Source organism: Hoyosella sp. YIM 151337 (genome assembly GCF_026041215.1).
GTDB lineage: Bacteria > Actinomycetota > Actinomycetes > Mycobacteriales > Mycobacteriaceae > Hoyosella.
In genome coordinates this window covers 58,095-82,544 of record NZ_JAPEIQ010000046.1, presented here as the reverse complement: position 1 = coordinate 82,544, position 24,450 = coordinate 58,095, and the positions used below count along the sequence as shown (strand labels likewise).

Below are 24,450 nucleotides of genomic sequence, written 5' to 3'. Positions count from 1 at the left end.
ATTCCCGGGAGCCACTTCTCAATTTTTCGTCAGGCCCCGATCGCGGACGCGATGAGCGGCCAGGAGTCCTTCAGGTCATCCTGCCAGTAACCCCACGAGTGGGTGCCGGTGGGACGCCAGTTGAAGTGCGCCGGAATATCGAGGCTGGCGAGACGTGCCTGCAGATTGACCGTGCAGGGGATCGTCGCGGCTTCGATGATGCCGCCCACGACGATCTGGTTCGCCAATGTCACCGGGTTGTTGTTGACCAGCGGTGACTCGAGAGTGTCGTGGTGGCCGGGCAAGCCTGTGCCGTTAGAGACGTAGATCGCGGTGCCGCGAAGTTTTTCCGCGTTCAGAACCGGATCGTGAGCGCGCCAGCCCGGCCCGTCATACGGGCCCCACATGTTGGTTGCGTCAGCCTGGCCGCGTCCTTCGACAACGGTGCGGACGTACGCCTGGCCCAGCGGGTCAGACACTTGCGCGCAGCCACTGTACGAGCCGACGGCCTTGAACAGGCCAGGACGGGCTATCGCCAGGTTGAGCACCGACGTGGCCGATGTCGACAGGCCCGCGATGGCGTTCACGCCGTTGGCGCCCAGCGCCGCGTCGATGACGGGTGGCAGCTCTTGCGTGATGAACGTCGTCCACTTGTGACGGCCGAGGGTCGGATCGTCACGCTCCCAGTCGGTGTAGTACGAGAGCATGCCGCCGATCGGTGTGATCACGTTGACGTTCTTGTTCGCGAAGAAGTCTTCGTAGTCAGTGCGGGCCGCCCAGGTCGCCGTGTCTTCGCCACCGCCTGCGCCGTTGAGCAGGTAGAAGGTGGGGCGCGGGACACTCGTGTCAGCGGGCCGCAGCACCTCGATGGGAACGATCTTGTTCATCGAGGGGGAGTAGACGTTGACCGTCAGCTTCCGCGGACCTTCTTGGACGGTGGACGTGACGTATGCGCCGGATGTCTGCGCGGTGGCGACAGAAGCTGTCATCGTCATCGGGGCGGCTACGAGAGCTGCGGCAGCGAGAGCTGTGACCAGCTTGCGTCGGAACGTCGTTCGGCGCATTGAAGACCTCACCTTGGTGCGTAAGAAAGTTGACGTGTCGGGTGCCCGAGTTGCGTGCGTACAGGTGTACGAATCGAACAATAAGGTATGGCGCGCACCAGCGCGTCAAGTTGGTACAAATTGGTGACACTCTGTGCCACTTCGGTTATCGCAGAGACAAAGCGGCCCCGGGCGCAGGCCCGGGGCGAGGAGATCGTCAGCCGAAGAAGCTGACCAGATCGTTGATGAACGCGATGAACTCCAGCACGCCGCTCGCGGCACCGAAGATGTCGGAGATCGAGAACGCGAGGTCGGAGCTGGTTTCGAGAGAGCCGCCGATTTCAGCGAGGGATTCAAGACTCATGGGGGACAGTCCTTTGCGGTTTTAGGGGCAGATGTCGGGTTGTGCGTCGCACATTTTCTAGCACAGGGGCAGGCACAGAAAGTGTGCGGCCCTTCAGTGCCCGGAGGCACTGAAGGGCCACGCGTGACCGTTAGGCCAGTGGATCGTCACTCACCGTTGCTAAAGAAGTCGATTGAGCCGATGAAGCTGTCGTTGAACGAAGCGGAGCCGGAGGTGAAGTCACCGAGGCCGCTGAAGAAGGAGCCGAGGTCGGCGAGTGCTGCTGCGAGTTCTGCGAAGTCCATGACTTACTCCTTGGTTTCGTACCTAACGGGCCACGTGTTGACCCCCGGGAAGTTTTTTTACACGACTTCTTAGACAATTTGGTGGGTCCGTTTAGAGAGTTAACGTAGTAGCCAGCTGTCATTTGTGTGACTGACGTCACGTTGATGATCAACTAAGGGTTGCCTGCCTGCAGGTTTTCCCACCATTAACTTTGTGTTCACCCAATGCAATGTGACCATCATCACGCACAATCGGACTAACTTTTAACGCCGACTTCACACGCGGATCACCGCAGGTCATGGCTGTGATGACCGCTCGTCGCAGGGCGCTGACGACTAGCGATCATGATCTTCGGGCGTCCGATCACCGTTTGGCGACTGGCCCGCGGCTCCGTGTTGGGACTTTGCGGGCAAGAATTGTGACGCGCAGCGCAGTGTTTTCGTTCTGTGATAGGCATTGCTGACGATTTGTCGCACCGATTGTTTCACAATAAACAATGCGAATTCATTGATGTGACTGCGGCGCAGGGCGATTCGTTCGCATCCTGGGTGGTTTCCCGGCAGTTCATTCGCCCGGTCGCCGCGGCCACGGCGCCCACAGGTCAGGCAGTGGGCGTCCCTGTTCCCGCGCCGCGGCGAGCCGCTGTGTGATGCTGTCGCGGAATCGGCCGCGCGTCACCAAGCTGCTGCCGGATCGCTGACGCCCGGGACCGCCGAGTGAGTACCTCAGGTGTGCCGTGAAGCCGCGGACGAACTTTTCTTGGTAGCCGCCGCTCACCACATCGAAGACGTGCCTCTCGAGCCGTGCCGCCTCCTCTTCCCAGGTGTCATCACACGCGTCACACCCGCACGAAGGAAAGTACGTGTCGTGCAGGTAGCCCGCGTGCAGCGCGATGCCGGGGTAGGGCGTGTAGCCGAACGTCAATGGAGCGGCGTCACGCCTGGCTGGAGTGAGGCGGACGGCGCGGACGAGGTCTGAAGGCGGCCGCATGAAGTCAGCGCCGCAGTCGTCGTGCTCGTCAACACGCACGTCGTAGCTGGCGGAGAGATGCGCGATCAGCGCGTCCGCCACGAGGTGCAGGGGAGCGAACCGCTCGGGGTGCTGTGTGACGCTGTAGGCGTCCTCAGGCGGGTCGCCATCCCAGCGCTCGCCGTAGTTGATCACCCGACCGTCGTCGTCATGAAAGACGCGGGCGGTGACTGGCGGCCGGACGTACTCTGCGAACACGGCCCCGACCATACGGGGCAAATGAACTCCGCGCAGCTGAGTTTTCAGGGAGGGAGCCCCTGTTAGCGCAGGTCGGCAGGGAGTTCCGCAGGGGGCAAGGTGAGGTAGCCGCGTGATTTCTCGGCTTCCTCGCTCCGTTTGGCGTGCTTGGCGAGAACTTTCCACTCCGAGTCTGAAATCGCGCGTTCCGCCCGCTTGAGCACTTCTTCGTCGCGTGCGGCCCACGCGATAGGTACGGGCTGCACGCGTTGCCAGTACGGCGACATCTTTGACGCATCAGTCACCGCGACGCAGGGAACGCGCTCGCCGACCTTTACCCGGTGGCCGGGCAGGTTCTGGGCGCGACGGGGAACGAGCGCCCACCGCGATTCTTGTGAGCGGTCCCGGGTGAGATTGACCAGCGCGAGCATCGTGAAGCCCCGCGGGCGCACCGCGCTCACGACGGCAGGGACCAGCTCATGCTCGGTGTACATCTTCTTGAGGTCGGAGGCACGTTGCGGCGCGACGACCCCGGCGTAGACGCACCCGATGGCGGCGCCGATGAGGATCATGCCGGTGATGATCGCCCAGGTTTCCCCGACGATGAAGAGGCCGATCGCGGCGCCGAGCATGGCGACCGCGAAAATCCCGGCAGACACCTGCAGCCGGCGCAAGTCGGCGAGCTGCTCGTTCACGCGGCGGGCATGGGGGATGTCGACAAGGAAATCCAGTGTTCGCACATCGACAGCCTACTGGGACGAGTGTGGTGAGCAGGCGCACATCGGCGGGTGCTTCGCCCGTTTCAGTCTTGGCCGCTCAGGTGGCGGTCAAGCCGCACCGCTACGCCATCGAGGAACGTGGCTAGGGTGTCGAGAAACGCGACCTCAAAGGAATTCGACTGTGGGCGGTCGCTGAACGCTCCCGCGTTCAGTACCTCTTGGAGTGCGGGGAATCGTGCCGGGTCCATGACGGCGAGCATGCTCGGCCCCTGGTGTTCCCACCACTGTTCGATGGTCAGCCCGGTCTCTTCGATGAAGCTGATGTTTTCGATCGACGCCCGGGCGGCGCCGCGCACCACGTACTCGATCGCTTCGTTGATCGCGACGGCCGCGTCAGGTGGCAGGCCGGTGCTGAGCACCACGGCGAGGGCCGCGTCATACCGCTCCATTGACAGCGGCCCGGGCGAGACGCGGTCGAGTGGCAAGTCAAGCATCCACGGGTGGCGGTGAAACAGCGCCCACTGCTGATGCGCGCTGCTCTCCAGCTTGGCGCGCCAATCTCCCGGGAGCTCAGATGCGGGTGTGGTTTCACCGTAGGCGCGCTCGAGCATCAGGGCGACGAGTTCCTCCTTGCCCGGCACGTAGCGATATAGCGACATCGTGCCGAGTCCGAGCTGGTCGGCGAGGCTGCGCATGGAGACGGCGTCGATCCCGCGGGCGTCAGCGATCGAAATTGCAGTTGCGACAACCTCGTCGCGGGTGAATGCTCGCTTAGGGCCGCGGGTGCGCGGGGGTTCAGGATTCCAGAGGGTCGTCACGATGCGCTCGAGTTGAGCCTGGATCTCTGAACGTTTGATACCCGAACGTGAGAAGGGGGTGGGCACGGTCACCTTCCTGCACCAGCGTTGCCGGCTAAAACGAAGTATGGTGTACTCAGTAATAACGAAGTACGCTGTACTCAGTTACAGGTTCGATAGTACCAGCAGCACCAATACTCTTGGGGGAGCGTCATGGGGCAACCCGCCCAGATGATTCGTGCGCGCGGCCTCGTCAAAACCTTTGGCGAAGTGCGGGCACTCGATGGACTCGATCTCGATGTGCCGGAAGGCAGTGTGCTCGGCCTTCTCGGTCCCAACGGCGCGGGCAAGACCACCGCCGTCCGTATTCTCACTACTCTGCTGACACCCGACAGCGGCACCGCCGAGGTAGCGGGCGTCGACGTGCTCGCAGACCCGTACGGTGTCCGCTCACGCATGGGCCTAGCCGGCCAGTACGCCGCAGTTGACGAGCACCTCACCGGTTTTGAGAACCTCGACATGGTCGGCCGCCTTTATGGTTTCGACCGTAAACGATCTCGCGCGCGGGCCCGTGAACTCCTTGAGCGGTTCGGCCTTGCTGACGCCGGGGATCGCCCGTCGAAAACGTACTCTGGCGGTATGCGCCGGCGTCTCGACTTAGCCGGGGCGCTCGTCGCCGAGCCAGCAGTCCTCGTGCTCGACGAACCTACAACGGGGCTCGACCCGCGCAGCCGCAACCAGATGTGGGACGTCATTCGTGAACTCGTCGCGGGCGGCACCACGCTGCTACTCACAACGCAATACCTCGAAGAGGCCGATGTCCTCGCCGACAACATCGTGGTGATCGACCACGGGCGCGCTATCGCCGAGGGCACTGCCGATGAACTGAAACGCCAAATCGGCGGCGAGCGCGTGGAACTCGTCATTGAAAACAACGCAGACATTCCAACCGCGCAGGCGGCGATAGACGCAATCGCCACCGGTGAAGTGCATGTCAGCAACTCGGGGCGGTCCTTCAGCGCGCCCGTCAGCACCGGGCCTGAGGCGCTCATGCACCTCCTGCGCGCGCTCGACGGCGAAAAGGTCAAAGTGCTTGACGTTGGACTGCGGCGCCCCACCCTCGACGACGTCTTCCTGTCGCTCACCGGTCACGCCGCCGAAACCAGCGACGAACAAGACAACGCTGACAATGAACCTGCCAGCCAGGAGGCACACCGATGACCTCGACGCCCACACTGAAGCGCACCGTCACCGACAGCGGTGTCATCGCGAAACGCAACCTGATCAAGATCAAGCGAGTGCCAGAAATCCTGGTGTTCGTGCTGATCTCGCCGGTGATGTTCGTCCTGCTCTTCGCCTACGTGTTCGGCGGCGCGATCGACCCCGGAGGGGACATTCCCTACCGCGAATTCCTGATCGCCGGCATCTTCGCGCAGACCGTGGTGTTCGGCGCGACGTTCACCGGTGTCGGCCTCGCCGAGGATATGCAGAAGGGCATCATCGACCGATTCCGGTCACTGCCGATGTCACGCTCAGCCGTCCTCATCGGCCGGACTGTCTCCGACATCGCCTACAACGTCTTGTCGATCGCCATCATGGCGCTGGCCGGTCTGGTTGTGGGCTGGCGGATCCGCGGCTCAATCGTCGACGCGATTACCGCGTTCCTGCTCCTGCTCATTTTCGCGTACGCGGTCAGCTGGATTATGGCGTTCGTCGGACTGATTGTGCCGAGCGTTGACGTCATCAACAACGCGTCCTTCGTGGTGATCATGCCGCTGACGTTCATCTCCAACGCATTCGTCCCGCTCGAATCGTTCCCGCCGGTGCTGCGCACCTTCGTGGAATGGAACCCGGTTTCCGCGGTGACGCAGGCCGTGCGTCAGCTCTTCGGCAACGTCGACCCGAACGTCCCGGTGCCAGACGTGTGGTCAATGCAGAACCCCGTCTTGTACTCACTGATCTGCGTCGTCGTGATCCTGGTGATCTTCGTGCCGCTCTCCGTCAGCCGGTACAAGGCGACAAGCAAGTAGGGCTTCTCCGGGCTGGGTCAAATCGTGGAGGATCAGGGCGCTCAGACCGCCCTGATCCTCCACGATTAATCAGGTGGCACCATGCCGGGGCTGGGGTTCACCCACGGCAGTTCGTATCTGTACCAGCCATCGCCGAGTGGAATCAGTTCAAGGAAATCGTTATCTGGGGGCCCTGCAGGGGCGTGCATCCATCCCTTATTCGCGCCATAAATTGTGAACTTAAAGTACACGTTGCCGTCGGCGTCCTCGTGGACGAACCTGATATCGAAGCGCTCTAGCGGTGAGTCGTTCCACCAGGACACCGACGAGTCATCAGGATCGGCGCGGAGTTCAGCGGCGATCTCGTCCATCTTTGGACGTGCCTGCTCGAAGCTGGGCGCGCCCCACAGCGCAACGAGAATCGCGATGCCCACTGCTACGGGGGCGGGGAGAATCCACCATGACCACCGGCGATCCTGCCCAGCTACATAAATGCTCCGGATTGCCCACCAGAGTCCGCAGCCAAGCAGCACGAGCCCGGAAGCGACGCTGGTAAGGACAGCGCTGTCGTCTCGCGGCCACCAGCGGCACCACGCTGCGACCGCCACTATGAGCGCCGCCACCGTCACTGCGAAATGCCATGTGCCCGGAGGCTTGTTCATCGCTGGGCGCACTGGCTGTGGGGGCGGCACTCCCGAGACAATACGTCAGTCACCGCGAGCCCTTAGGCTGTGTCCAACGTGAGGTGGAGGAGTTCCCATGTCCGACACGACAGTGGCTGCAGTGCTAGCCGAGTTGGCTGCACTCGAAGACCCGAAGATCCGCGCGGTCAACGAGAACCATGGTGACGATCATGGCGTGAATCTCACGAAGTTGCGTGCGATTGCGAAGCGACTCAAAACGCAGCACGAACTGGCGCGGGAACTGTGGCAAACAGATGACACCGCAGCGAAGCTGCTAGCGGCGCTGATGTGCCGCCCGAAGGCGTTCGATCGCGACGAGCTCGACGCTATGCTTCGCAGCGCTCGCACGCCTAAAGTGCACGATTGGCTCGTCAACTATGTGGTGAAGAAGAGTCCGCACGCCGAAGAGTTACGGCAAGCGTGGTTCGAGGACCCAGACCCCGTGGTCGCGAGCGCCGGCTGGGCCCTCACGGCCGAGCGGATCGTGAAGAAGCCCGCCGGGCTTGAGCTGGCGAAGCTCCTCGACACGATCGAAGCAGATATGAAAGATGCACCAGACCGGCTGCAATGGGCGATGAACACCTGCCTGGCTTACATCGGGATCGAGCACGCCGAATGCCGGGCCCGCGCCCTGGAGATCGGCGAGCGCCTCGAAGTCCTCAAGGACTACCCGACGCCACCCGGGTGCACCTCGCCCTACGCGCCCCTGTGGATTGGCGAAATGGTGCGGCGCCAGGAGGAGGCGGCACAATCGTGAACGATCAGGGCGCTCAGGCCGTCCTGATTCTTCACGATCGAGGTCTAGCCAGTCCTGTCGCCGATCGCGGGGCCGGGCAGGTCATCTGCGTCGACGATGCGGTAGGCATACCCCTGTTCGGCGCGACGTTCCCGAACGTCCCGGTGCCAGACATGTGGTCAATGCAGAACCCCGTCTTGTACTCGTTGATCTGCGTCGTCGTGATCCTGGTGATCTTTGTGCCGCTTTCGGTGAACCGGTACAAGGCGACAAGTAAGTAGCGCCGTCAGGTCCGCGGTCTAATGCCGTCCATGATCTGTGTGATGACGTCGCCCAGCATGGTCTCGGCCAGGGCAGCGGGGACAAGCCCCGAGCTGACGAGGGTCGCCATACCGTGGATCGTGGCGAACGAGGCGAAACCGATCGCGGTCGGGTCTCCGTTGATCACTTCGCCGTTACCCTGTCCATCGGCAATCAGCGCGACGGGAACTGAGAATGCCCGCTCGGCGGCGGCGGGCAATTCAATCCCGGCTTCGGGATTGTGCTTCCGGGCGAACATCAACTCCAGCAGCGCGGCATTCTCGGTCGCAAACCGCACATAAGCTCGCGCCACCGACTCGAGCCGCTGCGTGAACGAACCCTCGGACACCGCGCCGGTGAACAAGGCGCCGAGACGCTCGAATCCTGTCAGTGCAATCGCGTCCAACAGTGCCTGTTTGTCACGGAAGTGCCTGCTCGGGGCGCCGTGACTGACGCCGATGTCCCGTGCGAGCTGGCGGAGCGAGAGGCCATCCACGCCTGATTCCCGAAGCGTCTGCTCGGCGCGATCGAGGAGTTCACCACGCAGATCGCCGTGGTGGTAGGAGCGGGGGCTGGATGACGTCATGATCACTGAGGATATCCGAAACCAGCGCCAATGTGGTCATTGACTACTTTGTGGTCAATGTCTACATTGGGTTCATGACGAAATCTTCCTGGACCTCAGCAGAACTTCCCTCTTTCGAGGGCAAGACCGTCCTGGTCACCGGCGCGAACAGTGGCATCGGCCTAGTGGCAGCCCGTGAACTAGCCCGAGTTGGCGCCCGCGTCGTGCTGGCCGTCCGCGATACGCACCGAGGCGCGACCGCGGCCGCCACCATCGCGGGCACCACCGAAGTCCGTGCGCTCGACCTCGCTGACCTCGCTTCGGTTCGCCGCTTCGCCGACGAATGGACTGGCGCCCTCGATGTGCTGGTCAACAACGCGGGCATCATGATGCCGCCCGAAGGCAAGACCAAAGATGGCTTCGAAACCCAGATCGGCACGAATCATCTCGGCCATTTCGCGTTGACCAACCTTCTGCTTCCGCACATCACTGATCGCGTCGTCACTGTCGCTTCGGCGGCGCACCGACGTGGCACGATCGATCTTGACGACCTCAACTGGGAAACGCGCGCCTACAACCGCGTCGCCGCCTACGGACAGTCCAAACTCGCCAATCTGCTATTCAGCCTGGAACTGCAGCGCCGCCTCACGGAGGCCGGCTCCCCGGTGCGGGCCCACAACGCGCACCCGGGCTGGGCTGCGACGAACCTGCAATCACACTCCGGAAACCGCCTGTACGACGGCCTGATGAACCTCGGCAACAAGCTTTACGCTCAGGACGCCGAAGCAGGCGCCGCGCCCACGCTTTACGCGGCGAGCCAGGACCTGCCCGGTGCTAGCTACGTCGGCCCCGACGGTCGCTGGGAGCTGCGGGGCAACCCCAAACTTGTCGGACGTTCACGCGAGGCGCGGGATACTGAACTCGCGAAGAAACTGTGGACCGCATCCGAAGAACTGACAGGTGTACAGTTTCCCGCCGCGGCAGTGAGTGGTGGCCGGTCCGGACAGAACTGACAGGAAGGCACCGCAAAGCCGGGCTCGCAGCGAGCCCGGCTTTGTCGTGCGCTTGCCTCAGGAAGCTGCGCCGACGAGTTCCCTCTTCGACTCGGCCGTGGCGAGCGGGGTGACTGTCGCCTTCTTGGCTGCCGCGCGCTTGCCGACGAACGGCAGCTTGTTGATCAGTGGCAGCTCATCCGGAAGTGAGTAGCGGAAGATCTTCTTCCAGACACTTCCCAGTTGCCGCGCCATGGAAGCCTCGTGGTAATCGATGCCGTAGCGGTCGCAGATCTCGCGCACCTCGACCGCCATTTCCGCGTAGCGGAAGGCCGGGATGTCGGGAAACAAGTGGTGCTCGATCTGGTAGCTCAGGTTGCCGGACAGAACGTTCACCCAGTGGCCGCCGGTGAAGTTGGCGGAACCGAGGATCTGACGGTAGTACCAGCCCGCGTGGCTCTCGTCCTGAGTCTCTTCAATCGAGAAGGTCTGAACTTCCTCGGGGAAGTGGCCACAGAAGATCACCGACGACGCCCACAGGTTGCGCACAAGGTTGGCGGCGGCGTTTCCCGCGAACGTGAACGGAGCTCCAGGGCCCGAGAGGAGCGGGAAGATCACATAGTCTTTCAGTGCCTGCTTGCCGGCCTTGTCACGGAAGCGAGCGAAGCCTTCTTTCGCCTCTGCCCAGGACTTCTCGCCGCGAATGATCTTCTCCGACTCGAGCTCCTGTATGGCCGTGCCCCACTGGAACAACGTCTGCAGGAGCGCTGCGAAAACCGGGTTGAGCAGCCAAATGGGGTGCCATGGTGTTTCGTCGGTCACCCGCATGACGCCGTACCCGGTCGCGTCGTGGTCTTTGCCCACAACGTTCGTGAAGGTGTGGTGAATGTAGTTGTGGGTGTACAACCAGCTGTCGCCGTGGATTGTGTTGTCCCACTCGAAGTTCTTTGAGGTGAGCGCCGGATCCTGCATCCAGTCGTACTGGCCGTGCATGACGTTGTGGCCGATCTCCATGTTGTCGATGATTTTCGACAACGACAGCGCTGCGACGCCACCGAGCCAGGCTGGCGGAAGGAAACCGAGGAAGAGAAGTCCACGGCCAGCGACTTCGAGCTTCTTCTGCAGCGATACGACACCGCGGATGTACTCCGCATCACGTTCGCCGAGATCGGCGACGACGCGGGCGCGGAGCGCGTCCATCTCCTTGCCAAAAGCTTCGATCTGCTCGGGGGACAGCTTTTTGAGGTCATTTGCAGACATGGGGTTCTCCCGGAGTGGTCTAGAAGGATCAGAGGTCGATGGAGACGTCGCCGACAGGCTCGGAGACGCAAAGCTTCACGCTGGTATCGCCATCGCTGCAGACGTCACCAGTCAGGACATTGCGGGTGGTGCCGGAGTCTTTCCGGCGTACGCACGAGAAACAGATACCCATGCGGCAGCCGTACTCAGGTGTGAGACCGGCATCCTCGGCCTGCTCCAGAATCGTTCGTCCACTGTTGGCGACGGTGGTTCCAGTTGCGGAGAAAACGAGTTCACCGGAAGCGTCCTCGCTGCTGGCGGTGCGCACTGGCGCGGTGAACTGCTCGAGGTGCAATTGGTCCGTCAGACCCTCGTCCTCGTATACGGCACGGACGGCATCCATGAGCGGCAGCGGCCCACAGAGGAAGGTTTCCGCTTCCGCGTAGTGCCGGTCAGCAGCGAGCAGGTGCTCCTTGCTGAAATAGCCGTGCAAGTCGCCGCCATCCTTTTGCTCCGTGTAGGCGTGCACGATGTTGATCGATTCGTACTTCGCCTTGATCTCTTCGAGTTCGCGGCGGTAGATGATGTCCTCTTCGGTGAACGAGTAGTGCAAGAAGGTGATCTTGCCGTTGAATGCTTTATCGGTCAGAGTCCGCAGCATCGACATGACGGGCGTGACGCCCGAGCCGCCGCTGATCAGCAGGATTCGCCGCGGGTGCGGCAGCGGCAAGACAAACTCGCCCTGCGCAGGAGAGATTTGGACGATCATCCCAGGTTTGGCGTGTGCCTGGAGGTGCCGCGAGACGAGGCCGTTGGGATCAACCTTGATGGTGAGTTCGATCCGGCCGTCACGGCGGAATTCGGAACAGGCTGGTGAGTAGCAGCGAGTGCGGCGAACACCGTTGATTTCGACTGAGAGGCGGACGAACTGTCCGGCGCGGAACCCAGTCCAGTTTGCGTTCGGCCGCAATGTCAGCGTGACGCTGTCTGCGGTCTTTCGTGCAACGTCGGTGACCTCAGCCCGGATCTCAGTGCCTGACCACAGCGGATCGATCATTTCGATGTAGCGGTCAATTCCGTGCGGGGTAGTCGCGGCCTTTACGAGCGAAGAGCTCAACACACGACGGCCGAGTCTGGATGAAGTGAGAACCTGCGCGCCGAGTGTCATCGATGACTCCCTTTCGGTGAACGTCTGTACACTGAAAGACAGTAGGGTGCGGCTGGATAAAAGTCCAAGTAAAACGAGTGTGACTGTCAATACAGTGGACGATCGTCCGTTGATGAGTGAACGTGCCGGTAGTGGGCGGGCCTGAGTAACGAGCATCCGGTCGCGTAGCGCGAATATCGCAGGTGTGACGGTGGCGCTCAGGGCGTTCGCGGGCTCGCGCTCCACTGCTCACTTGAGGCACCCGCGTGGGACCGAGTGTGTGAGCAAGATGAGGCCACCGGTGGGGTGGCGGCGCTGGAGTGTTCGGTTGTGGGGCGGAGGTTCAGGAAACCCGGTGGCGGTGTGGCGGCGGTGCCTCGCTCGGAGACATCACGGGTGTCGCGGGACATGGCGCTACGCCAGGAGGAGGCGGCAAAATCGTGAAGGATCAGGGCGGCCTGAGCGCCCTGATCCTTCACGATCGAGGCCTAGCTGGTCATGTCTCCGATCGCAGGTCCTAGCAGGTCATCGGCGTCAACAATCCGGTACGCATATCCTTGTTCAGCGAGGAACCGCTGCCGATGCGCTGCGTACTCGGTATCGAGGGTGTCCCGAGACACCACTGAATAGAAATGGGCCTGGTGCCCGTCCTTCTTCGGCCGAAGCAACCGGCCAAGCCGCTGGGCTTCCTCTTGCCTGGATCCGAACGTCCCTGAAACCTGCACGGCAACTGTCGCTTCTGGAAGGTCGATCGAAAAGTTCGCTACCTTACTGACCACCAAAGTCTGGATCTCGCCCCGGCGGAACGCATCAAACAGGGCTTCACGTTCCTTATTTCGCGTCGAACCCTGAATCACAGGCGCATCGAGTTCGGCACCCAGCTCTTCCAGCTGATCGATGTAGGCACCGATAACGAGAGTCTGTGCCCCCGCATGGCGTTGGAGGATTGACTTCACCACCGCTACCTTCGTGTGCGCGGTGGAACATAGCCGGTACCGTTCTTCGGGCTCGGCGACGGCATACGCCATGCGCTCAGACTCCGTCAGCGTGACTCGCACTTCGATGCAGTCCGCGGGCGCGATCCAGCCCTGCGCCTCGATGTCCTTCCACGGCGCGTCATAGCGTTTCGGGCCGATCAGCGAGAAGACGTCACCCTCACGGCCATCTTCCCGGACCAGTGTCGCCGTGAGGCCGAGCCGCCGGCGGGACTGCAAATCAGCTGTCATGCGGAACACCGGCGCGGGGAGCAGGTGCACCTCGTCGTAAATGACGAGCCCCCAGTCCCGGGAGTCAAACAGCTCCAGATGCTTGTACTCACCCTTCGTCCGGCGGGTGATCACCTGGTAAGTCGCGATCGTGACGGGGCGGATCTCCTTCTTCTCCCCGGAGTATTCGCCGATCTCTTCCTCAGTCAGTGACGTGCGGGCGATGAGTTCACGTTTCCACTGGCGGCCCGCCACGGTGTTCGTCACCAAGATGAGCGTCGTGGCTTGGGCTTTCGCCATCGCTGCCGCGCCGACGATAGTTTTCCCGGAACCACAGGGCAGCACTACGACACCGGAGCCGCCTTGCCAGAAAGAGTCCGCGGCCATGCGCTGATAGTCACGCAACTCCCACTCGTCGTGGGTTTCGAGTGATATCGCGTGCGCCTCGCCGTCGACGTAGCCAGCGAGATCCTCAGCGGGCCAACCGACTTTGAGGAGCATCTGCTTGAGGCGGCCGCGCTCACTGGGATGCACGATCACGGTGTCGTCGTCGATCTTGGCGCCGAGCATCGGATTGATTTTCTTGTTCCGCATGACCTCAGCGAGGACGGCACGATCCAGGCTGACGAGCGTCAGGCCATGCGCGGGGTGCTTCACCAGTTGCAGCCGCCCGTACCGCGCAATGGTGTCGACGATGTCCACGAGCAGCGGCTGCGGAACCGGATAACGGGAGAAGCGCACGAGTGCGTCCACAACTTGTTCGGCGTCGTGGCCGGCGGCCCGCGCGTTCCACAGCGCGAGGGGCGTCACCCGGTACGTGTGCACATGCTCGGGTGCACGTTCGAGTTCTGCGAATGGGGCGATCGCCGAACGTGCCTGGTCCGAAAGTGGGTGATCGATCTCGAGTAGCAGCGTCTTGTCTGACTGAACGATCAGCGGACCGTCGGTCACGTCGAATCTCCCTCACTGGTCACTTGCGGCGAACACACCATTGTCCATGGAATCCCCGCCGCCGGCCAGTGCGCAGGTGTACCGAACCTCAGCGTCCCAGGATGGGGCGCAGCCGGTCGAGCACGGCAGGGTCCTCGATCGTTGAGGGCAGCGGCTCATCGCGGCCGTCCGCGATGCCGCGCATCGTCTTACGCAGAATTTTGCCGGACCGGGTCTTCGGAAGCGCCGGGACGACGTCCACGTGCTTGAACACCGCCACCGCGCCGATGTGTTCGCGAACGGCCGCCACAAGCTCAGCTTGCAGTGTGTCCGCATCGATTTCCGCGCCCGCCTTCAGCACGACGAGTCCGCGCGGCACCTGGCCCTTCAGCGGATCGGCAACACCGATCACCGCGCACTCTGCCACTGCGGGGTGTGCCGCGATGACCGCTTCCATCGACCCCGTTGACAGGCGGTGACCTGCGACGTTGATGACGTCATCAGTGCGGCCCATTACGAACAAGTAGCCGTCATCGTCGAAATAGCCGCTGTCGCCGGTGAGGTAGTAGCCGGGGAAGGCGGAAAGGTAGGCGGCGACGTATCGGTCATCATCACCCCACAGTGTCGGCAGTGTGCCCGGCGGCAGCGGCAGCTTGATGCAGATGGCTCCTTCTTCACCGACTGCAGCTTCGGTGCCATCAGGGCGCAAGATTTGCACGCCATAGCCGGGCACCGGGACGGTGGGGGAGCCGGCTTTGATGGGCATCGGCTCAAGTCCCATCATGTTCGCCGCGATGGGCCAGCCTGTCTCGGTTTGCCACCAGTGGTCGACAACTGGAATGCCTAATTTTGTTGCGGCCCAGTGGTAGGTGTCTGGGTCGAGGCGTTCGCCAGCCAGGAAGAGGCAGCGCAGCACGGAGATGTCGTATTTCGATAGGTATGCCGCATCCGGGTCTTCTTTGCGGATGGCCCGGAACGCGGTCGGTGCGGTGAACAACGCCTTGACGCCGTATTGGGAGATCACCCGCCAGAACGCGCCGGGGTCGGGCGTGCCGATCGGTTTTCCCTCGTAAAGCACAGTTGTGGCGCCAAGCAACAGCGGCGCATAGACGATGTAGGAGTGTCCGACCACCCAGCCGATGTCAGATGCGGCCCAGTACACGTCGCCAGGCTGGATCCCGTAGACGTTGCGCATGCTCCACAGCAGTGCGACCGCGTGGCCACCGTTATCCCGCACAATGCCCTTCGGTTTGCCTGTCGTCCCGGACGTGTACAGCACGTACAATGGGTCGGTCGATGCGACCGGCACCGGATCCGCCTCGGGCGCCGCCGCGATGAACTCCGACCAGGCAATGTCTCGGCCTTGCAGCAGTTCCGCAGCAGACTGGGGCCGCTGCAGGATGACGCACTGTTTCGGGCGATGCGCGGCGAGTTCAAGCGCCTTGTCCAGCATCGGCTTGTATTCCACCACCCGGGAAGGCTCGATCCCGCACGACGCAGAAAGCACCACAACAGGCTGAGCATCGTCGATGCGCGCCGCTAGTTCCGCCGGGGCGAACCCGCCGAATACCACTGAATGGACGGCGCCGAGGCGCGCGCACGCGAGCATCCCGATCACGGCCTCCGGCACCATGGGCATGTAGATGACTACCCGGTCACCTTTGCCCACCCCCGCGTGCTTCAGCGCGCCAGCGAATCGCGCCACCTCGGACAGTAACTCGGCGTATGTGTAAGTGCGGTCCGTGCCCGTCACTGGAGAGTCATAGATGAGCGCGAGGTTATCGCCGCGCCCCGCCGCGACGTGCCGGTCGAGCGCGTTCGCGCACGTGTTCAGCTCACCGTCAGGGAACCAGCGATAGAACGGGGCGTTTGAGTCGTCGAGTACCTGTGTGGGCTTGCGCGTCCAAGTGACGTCACTGGCAGCGGCCCGCCAGAAGTCGTGCGGATCGTCGATGCTCGCGTCGTACGCCGCTTTGTACGCTCCTGCCGGTACTGCCACAACAAACCTCCAGTTCGGTTAGTTATCTAGTAGCTCCACTGAACTCATGCGGGCAAGAGAAAAGCGCCGAACGGCGTCTGCGGTGGGATCAAAGGCATGCAACTGTCCGGCCTGCACTGCAACCGGCTCGACCACCCGCACACCGGCGGTGCCTTGCGCATCGACGAAACTGATCAGCACGCGCCGCTGTGCCTGCACCGCGAGTTGCAGCAGCGCAACCGTCGCAGCGGTGCTGCCGGACGCGGACGCGCGCGAATGTGAGGTCCGGATCTGTGTCGCGCGAAGTCCTTCCACCACGCTGACGAGTTGCTCATGTTTCGGCACCGGAAGTGTCCGCGGCACCGCAACTGACCGCTGGCGCCGCGCCTGCAACCGAACACCCCGGGGACGCAGATCGATGATGTCGCCGCTCTCGTCCTCACCTGCTGGGGTAAAGCCCGCTGAGCGCAGACGTTCCAGCACGTCACCAAGCGGCAGTTGGGACACCGCCACCGTGGGGGCCAGCGCCCGCAGGCCCAGCTCGGCCGCCGCGGCTGAGGCAAGGACTTCCTTCATCATCGCGGGGTCTTCGCACCGGATGAATGACGACGCCATGCCCGCGCGCAGTTGCCCGTGCCGCCGCGCCGTGTCGTCAACCAGGTATTTCAGGGCCTGCGGAACGGGTGTCCGCGAATGTTTGTCGAACAGAGTGTGTATGGCGGTTGCTGACATGCCGCTGTCCAGTGCGCGGAGCACGCTGTGTTCGGTGACGCGGTACACCGTTGCCGCGCCAGCCGATTCGACGTCCGCCACGAGGTTGACCTGGTCGTGGAGCTCCGGCACGAGCGGCCCGGGCGCGACAACGGTCAGGTCGGCCTGGACAAGCACATGATCGAGCGGTTGCGGCAGTAGCGGCTGCATAATGTCCGCGAGTTCAGGAAGATCAGGGTCTGTGAGCAGCGCCCGCCCGGGGGCGGTGAGGATGCCGCCCACGACCAGCCCGAGCGCGGACGCTTCGGCGAGCGTGCTGATGACCGCCTGCCCGGCGAAGCGCCGAGCCGCGCGGGGGCGCCGCCACGTCAATAATCGCTGTGCGTCGTCTGCCTGGAGCACAGTACCTTCGGGGACCGCGGTCCAGATCGAAAGCATGTGGCGGCGGTCCGCTTCCGCAGTGTGCGAGACGATGTCCTCCGAGAGCGCGGCCGCCGGTTTGTCGGTGGCGCCCCGCCATCCGATTAGCCATGGGCGGCTCTTCATGCTTAACCAGGCGCTCGCGACTTTCGCCCACTGCGCCGCGGTGTCCGCGTCTAGCCACGCATCGGCGATCTCAGATGGCGCCCACACCGGATCACCGGATGCGAGATAGTCATCACCCTTCGTGATGAGTGTCGCCGCAGCGAGAACCTCGACAAGCAGGCCGGTGCGTTCCTCGGAGAGCCCAGCGGATTTCGCGATGCGGCGCAACTCTCGGACACCTAGCCCGCCGGCTTTGAGGTCCGGCGCGGGCGCGGTACCGAGCACAGCGATGATGGAGGTGCAGTCGCGGAGGAACTCCATCGCTTCTCCGGCGGCGGACGCGTTCGCCGCCCGCATGTCTCCCGTCTTGAGGTCTGTTGTCGGCTCTGTCAGGACATGCGGATCGAGTGCCGCCTCGCCGCGCACCACCTGGCCAACGTGGAACGGCAGTTCGACTGTGTGGTCATCGATGCGGGCGAGCAGTCCGGCCGCGATCAGCTGCGGTATCGGGCGTTCGGGGTGCGCGTCGGGTGCGGCGTCTCGCGTCGAACCGAACGGCGTGCCGTGGGCGAGCTTTTCAACGATCACCGCTTGTTCGGGCGGCAGTGTTTGCAGCCGTTTCGGCAGACCGTCGAGCGCCGCTACATGCTGCAGCGTGCTGAGACGGCCGATCCGCCACGGAACGGCGTCTGCAGCGCCGTCAATGAGTTGAAGATCGTCCCCCCAAATAAGGGCGCGTTCACGGAGCCAGTCGATCCGGGCGTCAATTTCGCGGGTGAGTTCGGCGCCGTGGAGGCCAGCGAACATCCCGAGCAGGGCGGCGCGGTTAACGCGTTGTTCGGCAGCCCCGAGCAGCGCAAGGGCTTCGACCACGGTGAGCGTCAGCAGATCGGCATCATCGAGGGCGCGTTGCACCGATGCGCGCAGGCATACGCGATCAGTGAGCACGTTCATGTTCAACGGGGGAGGTACTGCCAGGTCAGGGCGGTTTCGAAGGAGCATGACGAGGTCCGCGTCGCTCAATTGCGTGAGCCACGCGCCGAACGCAGAGTCCCGCCCGCTGCGGGAGGCAGGGTGAGTCGAGGGCGTCATCGTGTACCAGCGTAGAGAGTTTTCCCACCCGAAAGGCGACCTCGGGTGCGCGCCTCAGAATCGAACTGTCAAAATGGACACGTGGCTGAGAAGAAGAAAAACAAGTACGTCGATCCGGGCTGGCCAGCGGTAGAGGACGGCGACCACGCCGTGACTGAGCTTTCCTCGGACCGCGCCGGCGGTCTTTCACCATTCGGGGAGACCTCCTTTCCTCTTCCCGTGGAGCAGGTCCACTACGTCCATCCCTACACGGTCGTTAACCGCTGACCGCGTACTAGTTCCGTGAATGAGCTGAATACTCCAAGCGGCGAGCCCCGCCTAACCCACGTGGACAGCCGGGGCTCTGCCCGCATGGTTGACATCAGCGAAAAATCGGAGACTGCGCGCCGCGCGGCCGCTGCTGGACGTTTCGAGACCACCGCCGAAGTCATCGGTTTGCTCGCGGCTGATGGTCTCCCTAAGGGCGATGCTCTCGCGACGGCGCGTATCGCCGCGATCATGGGGGCGAAAAAAACTCCTGAGTTGGTGCCCTTATGTCATCCGATTCCACTTGCCGGTGTAACAGTCGAGTTTGATCTTGGCGATACGTACATTGACGTAACCGCGTCCATCAAAACTACGGGCCGCACTGGGGCTGAAATGGAAGCCCTGACGGCTGTGGCCGTCGCCGGTCTCACCCTGCACGACATGGTGAAGGCCGTCGACCCTGGAGCGACAATGAACAATGTGCGAGTCGTCTTCAAAGAAGGCGGCAAAACGGGAAGGTGGGAGCGGCCGTGAAAGCCGCCGTTATCGTTGCCTCGACGCGCGCCGCGCAAGGCTTGTATACCGACCGCACTGGGCCGGTTATCACGGAGTGGCTGCTAGGGCGCGGTTTCGCCGTGGATTCTCCGATCGTCGTGCCTGACGGTGAGGAAGTCGGTGACGCGCTGCGCAAGGCTATAGCTGATGGCTGCGGGGTCATTTTCACGACGGGAGGTACGGGGCTGACACCGACCGATGTGACACCGCAGCACACCGCCGCACTTATCGATTACGAGATACCGGGGATCGCTGAGGCGATCCGCCGGGCAGGAATCGCGAAGGTCCCCACAGCTGTGCTCTCCCGTGGACTGGCAGGTGTGGCTGGGCGGACATTCATCGTGAACCTCCCCGGATCGCGCGGCGGCGTCAACGACGCGCTTTCGCTTCTCGACGGCATCCTTGAGCACGCGCTAGACCAGATCCGTGGAGGTGGCCATGCAGAGTGACACGTCGCCGTGCTGTTCGGTCCCGAAAGGGGCACTCGAACACACCCCGGTGGTACGACGTGCGGCCGTCAGTTCTGAACCACTGGATGTTGCAGAACACGAGGCTCTGGTGGCTGATCGCTCAGCCGGTGCTGTCGTGAGCTTCGCCGGTGTGGTGCGTGACCATGACGGCGGCCGAACGGTAACCCGGCTCGAATACTCTGCGCACCCCACCGCGGGGGCTGTCGTCGCGCGGGTAGCTGACGAGGTGGCGGCCCAGGCGTTCGGTGTCAGAGCGATCGCGGTGAGTCACCGGGTGGGGCCGCTGGAGATCGGTGACGCAGCGCTGGTGTGCGCAGTTGCTGCCGATCACCGGGCCGAAGCCTTCGCCACATGTTCCGGCCTGGTTGAACAAATAAAAGCCCAACTTCCGGTGTGGAAGCGCCAGATCTTCCCCGACGGCACCGACGAGTGGGTGGGCTGCGCCTAGCGGGTTGTGGTTCTGTGGCATTCTTGCCACAGTGAACTGTGTTTGTCGCCGCTAACCGGGCCACAGAGTCCAGCCAGATCGCTGTTAATTCGCGGTGGGCTCCGGTTCGGAGATTGCACGACGGCGCGCTCGCTGCAGTTGAATTGCAGCTGTGCGGACCGCCAGGCACGCGCCTATCGGCGCCCCGGGCCTTGCGGGAATCAGCGCGCGCCATGCAGGAGACGCAGTCGCTTGATGCGGTAAAGCTTGCGATTGCCCCCCAGTCAGCGCCGATGCCGGTGCTCGTGTCGGTTGACCTTGAATCGCCGACGGTCCCGGGTATTTCCGAGTCTGTGCTGCACGTCATCACCATCACGCACCACGCGTTCGCCGAGCAGCCAGCCTATGCGCTGCGGGCCGCGATCGAAGCCAGGGACGCTGGCCGGCTGATAGCGCTGGACTCAGTCGGCTCGGCGCCGCAATCGATAGCGCTTCTGCCACTGATCGAGCCGGATATCGTGATCTTCAGTCCAGAACTCATTGCTCGCCGAGCGGACGCCGATGTCTCGCGCACCGTCCACAGCGTGGCCAGTTGTGCCGAGCGGCACGGCACGGTGCTGATCGCCGATGGTGTCGACAGCGAACTGCACCGGCGCCGTGCCCTCGCGACCGGTGCGACGCATGGGATGGGCAAACTGTACGAACCCGCAACATCTCTGGCAGAGATCACGACCGAGCACGTTGCGCCGCTGCCCATTCCGCCGGCTGCGCCAACTCGCGCCGTCGGCGAAACTCCATTCACCATCGTGTCAGGGCTTCGCGCTCCGGTGCGCAGCGCGAAGCGTTTGCTCATCGAAATGAGCATCGGTCTGGAGACCCTTGCTTCCGGACTTGGCAGGGACGCGATCTGTGTCGGCACCTTCCAGTACGCGGAGAACTTCACTGAGCGCACCGCCGCCCGCTGGCGGAACCTCGCCCGGCATGTGACCTACGCGGGCGTGTACGGCGTCGGAATGAGCCTGACCGCGATAGACGGAGTGCATCACGCGCCGCTCGACACCTCGGACCCGCTCACGAGCGAGTGGAACGTTATTGTTCTCTCACCGCACTTCTCCTGCGTGCTCAGCGCCTTGGATCTGCGCCGCGGCACTGCGGACCAGGATCGTGAATTTGACTACGTCGTCTCCTATGACAGCGACGTCGTGAAGCGTTCGGCACGTGCAGTGCTGCGCCATTTCGAGTGAGCGGGCTGGGCAGAATTACTGTGCCAGGGATAGGCTGCGCACGCCTCGCCGGCTAGCGCTTTCTGCTGCGTCGCTGAGGGAAGCATGCACCGTTACGCCCGGCTGCTGCTGAGCGAGCGCGAAGACTGAGCGCACATGCTCTGGGGCGATGATCGCGATGGCTGTATCGCTCAGTGCGTCGCGCATGCGAAGTTCAGTGAGCGCACGCACTGCGGAGACAGAGCAGAAGTCGACGCGGCTGAGGTCGACGAGCAGCTGCGCTGGTTCGCTGAGCATCTCCAGAATGGTGAAGAATCGCGGAAGGGACAGCGCGTCGAGAGTGCCACTTAGCTTCAGCACGGTGTGGGGCTGCATACTGTTCGGTGATATATGAGTAAACGTGATCGAATGTATGTTTTACTGAGTGTGTGAAGTTGGCCGAGTGGGCGCGTACTCAGGGTGTGCATCCGCAGACTGCGTATCGGTGGTTCCGGGAGGACCGGATGCCGGTGCCTGCTCGGCGGCTGGACTCGGGGACGATCTGGGTCGACGTGGCCGAAGCCCGGCCCGATGGCCGGGTTGTGGTGTACGCGCGGGTGTCGTCGCATGATCAGCGTGCCGATCTGGATCGGCAGGTCGCGCGCCTCACGCAGTGGGCTGCCAACAACGGGCATGTGGTGGGTGAGGTGGTGACCGAGGTCGGGTCCGGGCTGAACGGGAAGCGTCCGAAGATCCGGAGGGTTTTGTCCGACCCCTCTGCCAGTGTGGTGGTTGTGGAGCACCGCGACCGGCTGGCCCGTTTCGGGGTTGAGCACCTAGAAGCGGCCCTGTCCGCGCAGGGCCGCCGGATTGTGGTGACCGGCGAAGGTGAGACTGAGGACGATCTGGTACGGGACATGATCGAGGTGCTGACCTCGATGTGTGCCCGCCTCTACGGGCGGCGGGGAGCGAGAAACCGCGCGATGCGCGCGGTCACCGCCGCCAAGCACTCTGGAACCGAGACGGCCTGATGGCTGAGAGGTTCGAGGTTCCTGATGGTTGGGTGTTGCAGGCGTATCAGTACGCGCTCGACCCAACTGCGGCGCACATTGCCGTGTTGGAGTCGCATGCGGGCGGCGCGCGGTTCGCGTATAACACGATGCTCCGCGCGGTGAAAGCCAACCTGTCCCAGCGTGAGGCCGAGAAGTCTTACGGGATCACCGACGCTGATCTCACCCCAACCCTGGCATGGACGTTCCAATCGCTACGCAACGACTTCAACCGGCGTAAACACCAGGTGGCGGTCCGCGAGGACGGCACCCCGTGGTGGCCGGAGAACTCGAAAGAGGTGTACGCCAACGCGTGCAAGAACCTCGCGGCCGCGTTGAAGAACTGGGACGAGTCCCGCAAAGGCAAACGCAAAGGCCCGCGCGTCGGGTTCCCGTCATTCAAGTCGAAGCGTTCGGCCAGGGCGTTCGCGTTCACCACCGGAACGATCCGCGTCGAACCAGGCCGGCATCACGTGACACTGCCCCGGCTAGGGACGCTGCGGGTGCACGAGTCGACCCGCAAACTCGCCCGCCGCCTCGAACACGGCACAGCCCGGATTCTGAAGGCCACGGTTCGGTTCGAGCGTGGGAGTTGGCTGGTGAGTTTCACCTGTGTGGTTGAGCGTGCCGCCAGCCGTCCGGCTCATGTGAAGCGCCTCGCCCCGGTGGCCGGTGTTGATCTCGGTGTCAAAGACTTGATCGTCGCAGCCACACCCGACGGTGAGGAAGTCCTGCGGTGCAAAGCCCCACGGGAACTCAAACAGGCCTCGCGGACGTTGCGGGCGCTGCAACGTAAAGCCGCCCGCCAGCAAGGCCCATGGGACGCGGAAACCGAAACCCGGCGGGAGCCGTCGAACGCCTGGCAACGCACACAGGCAGTCATCGCGAAACAGCACATACGGGTGGGTAACCTGCGCCGGGACCGTCTGCACAAACTCACCACCTCGTTGGCGCAGTCCTTCGATGTGATCGGCACCGAGACGCTTGCGGTGAAGAACATGATGACCGCCGGTGGTGCCCGCAAGAAGGGTTTGAATCGTTCGCTCGCTGATGCTGGTTTGGGTGAGTTCTCCCGGCAGCTCGACTACAAAACCACCCGGTACGGCTCGGTGCGTGTACAGGCCGACCGGTGGTATCCCAGCTCGAAGACGTGTTCTGGTTGCGGTTCAGTGAAAGCCAAACTGAGCTTGTCAGACCGTTTGTACGTCTGCGACAACGAGCACTGCGGGTTGAACATCACCGGTATCGACCGTGATCTTAACGCCGCGATCAACCTCGCGCGGTATGCGCGGGCGGAGCAGAGTGCCTGCTTCGACAATGGTGGAGCCGACCGTAAGACGACCGCTGCGGCGGCGCTGGTGGCAATGAAACCTGAATCCAGCAATGGAAGCGCCTCACCGCAAGGCGAGGCTGCCTAATGAACGAGCGCACTCACATTTGCTCACCAGAAGGCAACGGTCGAAAGGGTTCATGCTCGGACGTCCCTTCATTCGGCGAGCCTCGACGGCCTGCCTGGCCGTCCGGGGTGACCTCAACCCTCGTCCCCGCAGATAGCGCTTCGATAACTCGAAAAATAACGTTCGGATATCGTATTGATCTCGCGTTGGTAACGTTGGTTGACGGGTCAGCCGGCCGAGCGGCCCTGTATCCGCGCCACCACCTCTGGGCGCCGCAGTGGAGGAACCGTTGGTGGCGGCTGTTTTCGGGGCGGCAGTTGTTCGAGCAAGCGCGTCGTCGCAGCGGCTACCTCAGCGACGGCAGCGTCGAATGCGTCTCGGGTGGTATCAGAGACCTTGCTGATTCCAGCGACCTTGCGGACGTACTGAGTGGCCGCGGCTTCAATTTCCTCGGCGGTGGCTGGGGGCTCGAGGCCGCGCAGCACGGTGATGTTACGGCACATGAATCAACGGTACGTGTTTCACCGAACAGCATGAACCCCGCACCGAGGGGGGAGTGGTGCGGGGTTTCATACACACCTGACGGCAGGAAGGGGGAGGGAGTTGCCGCCAGGGCGATA

General features: G+C 63.1%; 27 protein-coding genes. 12 read left to right on the top strand and 15 right to left on the bottom strand.

What is annotated here, in order from left to right; all coding sequences use genetic code 11:
- Nucleotides 1-29: 29 nt before the first annotated feature.
- The 6 genes from ONR57_RS22330 to ONR57_RS22305 all read right to left on the bottom strand — a co-directional run bounded on the left by ONR57_RS22330 (nucleotide 30) and on the right by ONR57_RS22305 (nucleotide 4,459).
- Nucleotides 30-1,043, bottom strand: a complete 1,014-nt coding sequence (locus ONR57_RS22330) for an alpha/beta hydrolase family protein (RefSeq protein WP_265125911.1) — start codon at nucleotides 1,041-1,043, stop codon at nucleotides 30-32.
- A 196-nt stretch (nucleotides 1,044-1,239) separates the two neighbouring features.
- On the bottom strand, nucleotides 1,240-1,386 hold the full coding sequence (locus ONR57_RS22325; RefSeq protein ID WP_265125910.1) for a hypothetical protein: 147 nt from the start codon (nucleotides 1,384-1,386) through the stop codon (nucleotides 1,240-1,242).
- A 146-nt stretch (nucleotides 1,387-1,532) separates the two neighbouring features.
- Nucleotides 1,533-1,670, bottom strand: a complete 138-nt coding sequence (locus tag ONR57_RS22320) for a hypothetical protein (protein WP_265125909.1) — start codon at nucleotides 1,668-1,670, stop codon at nucleotides 1,533-1,535.
- Between the two features lie 544 nt (nucleotides 1,671-2,214).
- Entirely contained in the window at nucleotides 2,215-2,877 is a 663-nt protein-coding gene (locus tag ONR57_RS22315) for a DUF6226 family protein (RefSeq protein WP_265125908.1), read from the bottom strand.
- A gap of 62 nt (nucleotides 2,878-2,939) precedes the next feature.
- Complete coding sequence (locus ONR57_RS22310; protein WP_265125907.1) at nucleotides 2,940-3,596, bottom strand: DUF3239 domain-containing protein; 657 nt, start codon at nucleotides 3,594-3,596, stop codon at nucleotides 2,940-2,942.
- A 62-nt stretch (nucleotides 3,597-3,658) separates the two neighbouring features.
- Nucleotides 3,659-4,459, bottom strand: coding sequence for a TetR/AcrR family transcriptional regulator (locus ONR57_RS22305; protein WP_265125906.1), 801 nt, complete (start codon nucleotides 4,457-4,459; stop codon nucleotides 3,659-3,661).
- 126 nt (nucleotides 4,460-4,585) lie between these two features.
- Between ONR57_RS22305 and ONR57_RS22300 the strand changes: the two genes are divergently transcribed.
- The gene (locus ONR57_RS22300; protein ID WP_265125905.1) at nucleotides 4,586-5,593 is read left to right on the top strand and encodes an ATP-binding cassette domain-containing protein; all 1,008 of its coding nucleotides are present in this window, start codon (nucleotides 4,586-4,588) and stop codon (nucleotides 5,591-5,593) included.
- Nucleotides 5,590-6,402 carry an ABC transporter permease gene (locus ONR57_RS22295; protein ID WP_265125904.1) on the top strand — a complete coding sequence of 271 codons (813 nt, stop codon included), beginning with the start codon at nucleotides 5,590-5,592 and terminating at the stop codon, nucleotides 6,400-6,402. Before ONR57_RS22300 ends, ONR57_RS22295 begins: the two co-directional genes overlap by 4 nt.
- Before the next feature lie 65 nt (nucleotides 6,403-6,467).
- On the opposite strand, the gene ONR57_RS22290 is transcribed toward ONR57_RS22295, so the two are convergent.
- The gene (locus ONR57_RS22290; protein ID WP_265125903.1) at nucleotides 6,468-7,073 is read right to left on the bottom strand and encodes a phage holin family protein; all 606 of its coding nucleotides are present in this window, start codon (nucleotides 7,071-7,073) and stop codon (nucleotides 6,468-6,470) included.
- A 67-nt stretch (nucleotides 7,074-7,140) separates the two neighbouring features.
- On the opposite strand from ONR57_RS22290, the gene ONR57_RS22285 reads away from it, so the two are divergent.
- The gene (locus ONR57_RS22285; protein WP_265125902.1) at nucleotides 7,141-7,821 is read left to right on the top strand and encodes a DNA alkylation repair protein; all 681 of its coding nucleotides are present in this window, start codon (nucleotides 7,141-7,143) and stop codon (nucleotides 7,819-7,821) included.
- Nucleotides 7,818-8,081, top strand: a complete 264-nt coding sequence (locus ONR57_RS22280) for a hypothetical protein (protein ID WP_265125901.1) — start codon at nucleotides 7,818-7,820, stop codon at nucleotides 8,079-8,081. Before ONR57_RS22285 ends, ONR57_RS22280 begins: the two co-directional genes overlap by 4 nt.
- 5 nt (nucleotides 8,082-8,086) lie before the next feature.
- On the opposite strand, the gene ONR57_RS22275 is transcribed toward ONR57_RS22280, so the two are convergent.
- The gene (locus ONR57_RS22275; protein ID WP_265125900.1) at nucleotides 8,087-8,686 is read right to left on the bottom strand and encodes a TetR/AcrR family transcriptional regulator; all 600 of its coding nucleotides are present in this window, start codon (nucleotides 8,684-8,686) and stop codon (nucleotides 8,087-8,089) included.
- A 74-nt stretch (nucleotides 8,687-8,760) separates the two neighbouring features.
- Here ONR57_RS22275 and ONR57_RS22270 point away from each other — a divergent pair, with 74 nt between their 5' ends.
- Entirely contained in the window at nucleotides 8,761-9,678 is a 918-nt protein-coding gene (locus ONR57_RS22270) for an oxidoreductase (RefSeq protein ID WP_265125899.1), read from the top strand.
- Between the two features lie 57 nt (nucleotides 9,679-9,735).
- Here ONR57_RS22270 and ONR57_RS22265 read toward each other — a convergent pair whose 3' ends face one another.
- The 5 genes from ONR57_RS22265 to ONR57_RS22245 all read right to left on the bottom strand — a co-directional run bounded on the left by ONR57_RS22265 (nucleotide 9,736) and on the right by ONR57_RS22245 (nucleotide 18,484).
- Complete coding sequence (locus tag ONR57_RS22265; protein ID WP_265125898.1) at nucleotides 9,736-10,917, bottom strand: acyl-CoA desaturase; 1,182 nt, start codon at nucleotides 10,915-10,917, stop codon at nucleotides 9,736-9,738.
- Nucleotides 10,918-10,945: 28 nt separating this feature from the next.
- Nucleotides 10,946-12,064, bottom strand: coding sequence for a ferredoxin reductase (locus tag ONR57_RS22260; protein WP_265125897.1), 1,119 nt, complete (start codon nucleotides 12,062-12,064; stop codon nucleotides 10,946-10,948).
- 467 nt (nucleotides 12,065-12,531) lie between these two features.
- Nucleotides 12,532-14,199, bottom strand: a complete 1,668-nt coding sequence (locus ONR57_RS22255; RefSeq protein WP_265125896.1) for a DNA repair helicase XPB — start codon at nucleotides 14,197-14,199, stop codon at nucleotides 12,532-12,534.
- Nucleotides 14,200-14,287: 88 nt separating this feature from the next.
- Nucleotides 14,288-16,177, bottom strand: a complete 1,890-nt coding sequence (locus tag ONR57_RS22250) for a propionyl-CoA synthetase (protein ID WP_265125895.1) — start codon at nucleotides 16,175-16,177, stop codon at nucleotides 14,288-14,290.
- An 18-nt stretch (nucleotides 16,178-16,195) separates the two neighbouring features.
- A complete protein-coding gene (locus tag ONR57_RS22245; protein WP_265125894.1) occupies nucleotides 16,196-18,484 on the bottom strand; it encodes a helicase C-terminal domain-containing protein in 2,289 nt (762 codons plus the stop codon).
- Between the two features lie 81 nt (nucleotides 18,485-18,565).
- On the opposite strand from ONR57_RS22245, the gene ONR57_RS22240 reads away from it, so the two are divergent.
- From ONR57_RS22240 to ONR57_RS22220, 5 genes are all read left to right on the top strand, one after another.
- Complete coding sequence (locus ONR57_RS22240; RefSeq protein ID WP_265125893.1) at nucleotides 18,566-18,751, top strand: hypothetical protein; 186 nt, start codon at nucleotides 18,566-18,568, stop codon at nucleotides 18,749-18,751.
- Between the two features lie 84 nt (nucleotides 18,752-18,835).
- Nucleotides 18,836-19,264, top strand: a complete 429-nt coding sequence (gene moaC, locus ONR57_RS22235) for a cyclic pyranopterin monophosphate synthase MoaC (protein WP_265125892.1) — start codon at nucleotides 18,836-18,838, stop codon at nucleotides 19,262-19,264.
- On the top strand, nucleotides 19,261-19,734 hold the full coding sequence (locus tag ONR57_RS22230; protein WP_374116509.1) for a molybdenum cofactor biosynthesis protein B: 474 nt from the start codon (nucleotides 19,261-19,263) through the stop codon (nucleotides 19,732-19,734). The genes moaC and ONR57_RS22230 overlap by 4 nt, the downstream gene beginning before the upstream one ends.
- Nucleotides 19,724-20,203, top strand: coding sequence for a molybdenum cofactor biosynthesis protein MoaE (locus ONR57_RS22225; RefSeq protein ID WP_265125890.1), 480 nt, complete (start codon nucleotides 19,724-19,726; stop codon nucleotides 20,201-20,203). The genes ONR57_RS22230 and ONR57_RS22225 overlap by 11 nt, the downstream gene beginning before the upstream one ends.
- Nucleotides 20,204-20,415: 212 nt before the next feature.
- Complete coding sequence (locus ONR57_RS22220) at nucleotides 20,416-21,426, top strand: DICT sensory domain-containing protein (protein WP_265125889.1); 1,011 nt, start codon at nucleotides 20,416-20,418, stop codon at nucleotides 21,424-21,426.
- Between the two features lie 15 nt (nucleotides 21,427-21,441).
- Here the strand turns inward: ONR57_RS22220 and ONR57_RS22215 are convergent, their stop codons facing one another.
- Nucleotides 21,442-21,765 carry an STAS domain-containing protein gene (locus tag ONR57_RS22215; RefSeq protein ID WP_265125888.1) on the bottom strand — a complete coding sequence of 108 codons (324 nt, stop codon included), beginning with the start codon at nucleotides 21,763-21,765 and terminating at the stop codon, nucleotides 21,442-21,444.
- Between the two features lie 68 nt (nucleotides 21,766-21,833).
- On the opposite strand from ONR57_RS22215, the gene ONR57_RS22210 reads away from it, so the two are divergent.
- Complete coding sequence (locus ONR57_RS22210; RefSeq protein ID WP_265125887.1) at nucleotides 21,834-22,415, top strand: IS607 family transposase; 582 nt, start codon at nucleotides 21,834-21,836, stop codon at nucleotides 22,413-22,415.
- Nucleotides 22,415-23,851: an IS607 family element RNA-guided endonuclease TnpB gene (gene tnpB / locus ONR57_RS22205; RefSeq protein ID WP_265125886.1), complete on the top strand. Its 1,437-nt coding sequence runs from the start codon at nucleotides 22,415-22,417 to the stop codon at nucleotides 23,849-23,851. The genes ONR57_RS22210 and tnpB overlap by 1 nt, the downstream gene beginning before the upstream one ends.
- A 206-nt stretch (nucleotides 23,852-24,057) precedes the next feature.
- Here tnpB and ONR57_RS22200 read toward each other — a convergent pair whose 3' ends face one another.
- On the bottom strand, nucleotides 24,058-24,333 hold the full coding sequence (locus ONR57_RS22200) for a DUF2277 domain-containing protein (RefSeq protein WP_265125885.1): 276 nt from the start codon (nucleotides 24,331-24,333) through the stop codon (nucleotides 24,058-24,060).
- Between the last annotated feature and the right edge of the window lie 117 nt (nucleotides 24,334-24,450).

Coding starts and splice junctions, on each gene's coding strand:
- ONR57_RS22330 (WP_265125911.1), bottom strand. CDS start 1,043: ATGCGCCGAACGACGTTCCGACGCAAGCTGGTCACAGCTCTCGCTGCC.
- ONR57_RS22325 (WP_265125910.1), bottom strand. CDS start 1,386: ATGAGTCTTGAATCCCTCGCTGAAATCGGCGGCTCTCTCGAAACCAGC.
- ONR57_RS22320 (WP_265125909.1), bottom strand. CDS start 1,670: ATGGACTTCGCAGAACTCGCAGCAGCACTCGCCGACCTCGGCTCCTTC.
- ONR57_RS22300 (WP_265125905.1), top strand. CDS start 4,586: ATGGGGCAACCCGCCCAGATGATTCGTGCGCGCGGCCTCGTCAAAACC.
- ONR57_RS22295 (WP_265125904.1), top strand. CDS start 5,590: ATGACCTCGACGCCCACACTGAAGCGCACCGTCACCGACAGCGGTGTC.
- ONR57_RS22285 (WP_265125902.1), top strand. CDS start 7,141: ATGTCCGACACGACAGTGGCTGCAGTGCTAGCCGAGTTGGCTGCACTC.
- ONR57_RS22275 (WP_265125900.1), bottom strand. CDS start 8,686: ATGACGTCATCCAGCCCCCGCTCCTACCACCACGGCGATCTGCGTGGT.
- ONR57_RS22270 (WP_265125899.1), top strand. CDS start 8,761: ATGACGAAATCTTCCTGGACCTCAGCAGAACTTCCCTCTTTCGAGGGC.
- ONR57_RS22265 (WP_265125898.1), bottom strand. CDS start 10,917: ATGTCTGCAAATGACCTCAAAAAGCTGTCCCCCGAGCAGATCGAAGCT.
- ONR57_RS22260 (WP_265125897.1), bottom strand. CDS start 12,064: ATGACACTCGGCGCGCAGGTTCTCACTTCATCCAGACTCGGCCGTCGT.
- ONR57_RS22245 (WP_265125894.1), bottom strand. CDS start 18,484: ATGACGCCCTCGACTCACCCTGCCTCCCGCAGCGGGCGGGACTCTGCG.
- moaC (WP_265125892.1), top strand. CDS start 18,836: ATGGTTGACATCAGCGAAAAATCGGAGACTGCGCGCCGCGCGGCCGCT.
- ONR57_RS22225 (WP_265125890.1), top strand. CDS start 19,724: ATGCAGAGTGACACGTCGCCGTGCTGTTCGGTCCCGAAAGGGGCACTC.
- ONR57_RS22220 (WP_265125889.1), top strand. CDS start 20,416: ATGCAGGAGACGCAGTCGCTTGATGCGGTAAAGCTTGCGATTGCCCCC.
- tnpB (WP_265125886.1), top strand. CDS start 22,415: ATGGCTGAGAGGTTCGAGGTTCCTGATGGTTGGGTGTTGCAGGCGTAT.
- ONR57_RS22200 (WP_265125885.1), bottom strand. CDS start 24,333: ATGTGCCGTAACATCACCGTGCTGCGCGGCCTCGAGCCCCCAGCCACC.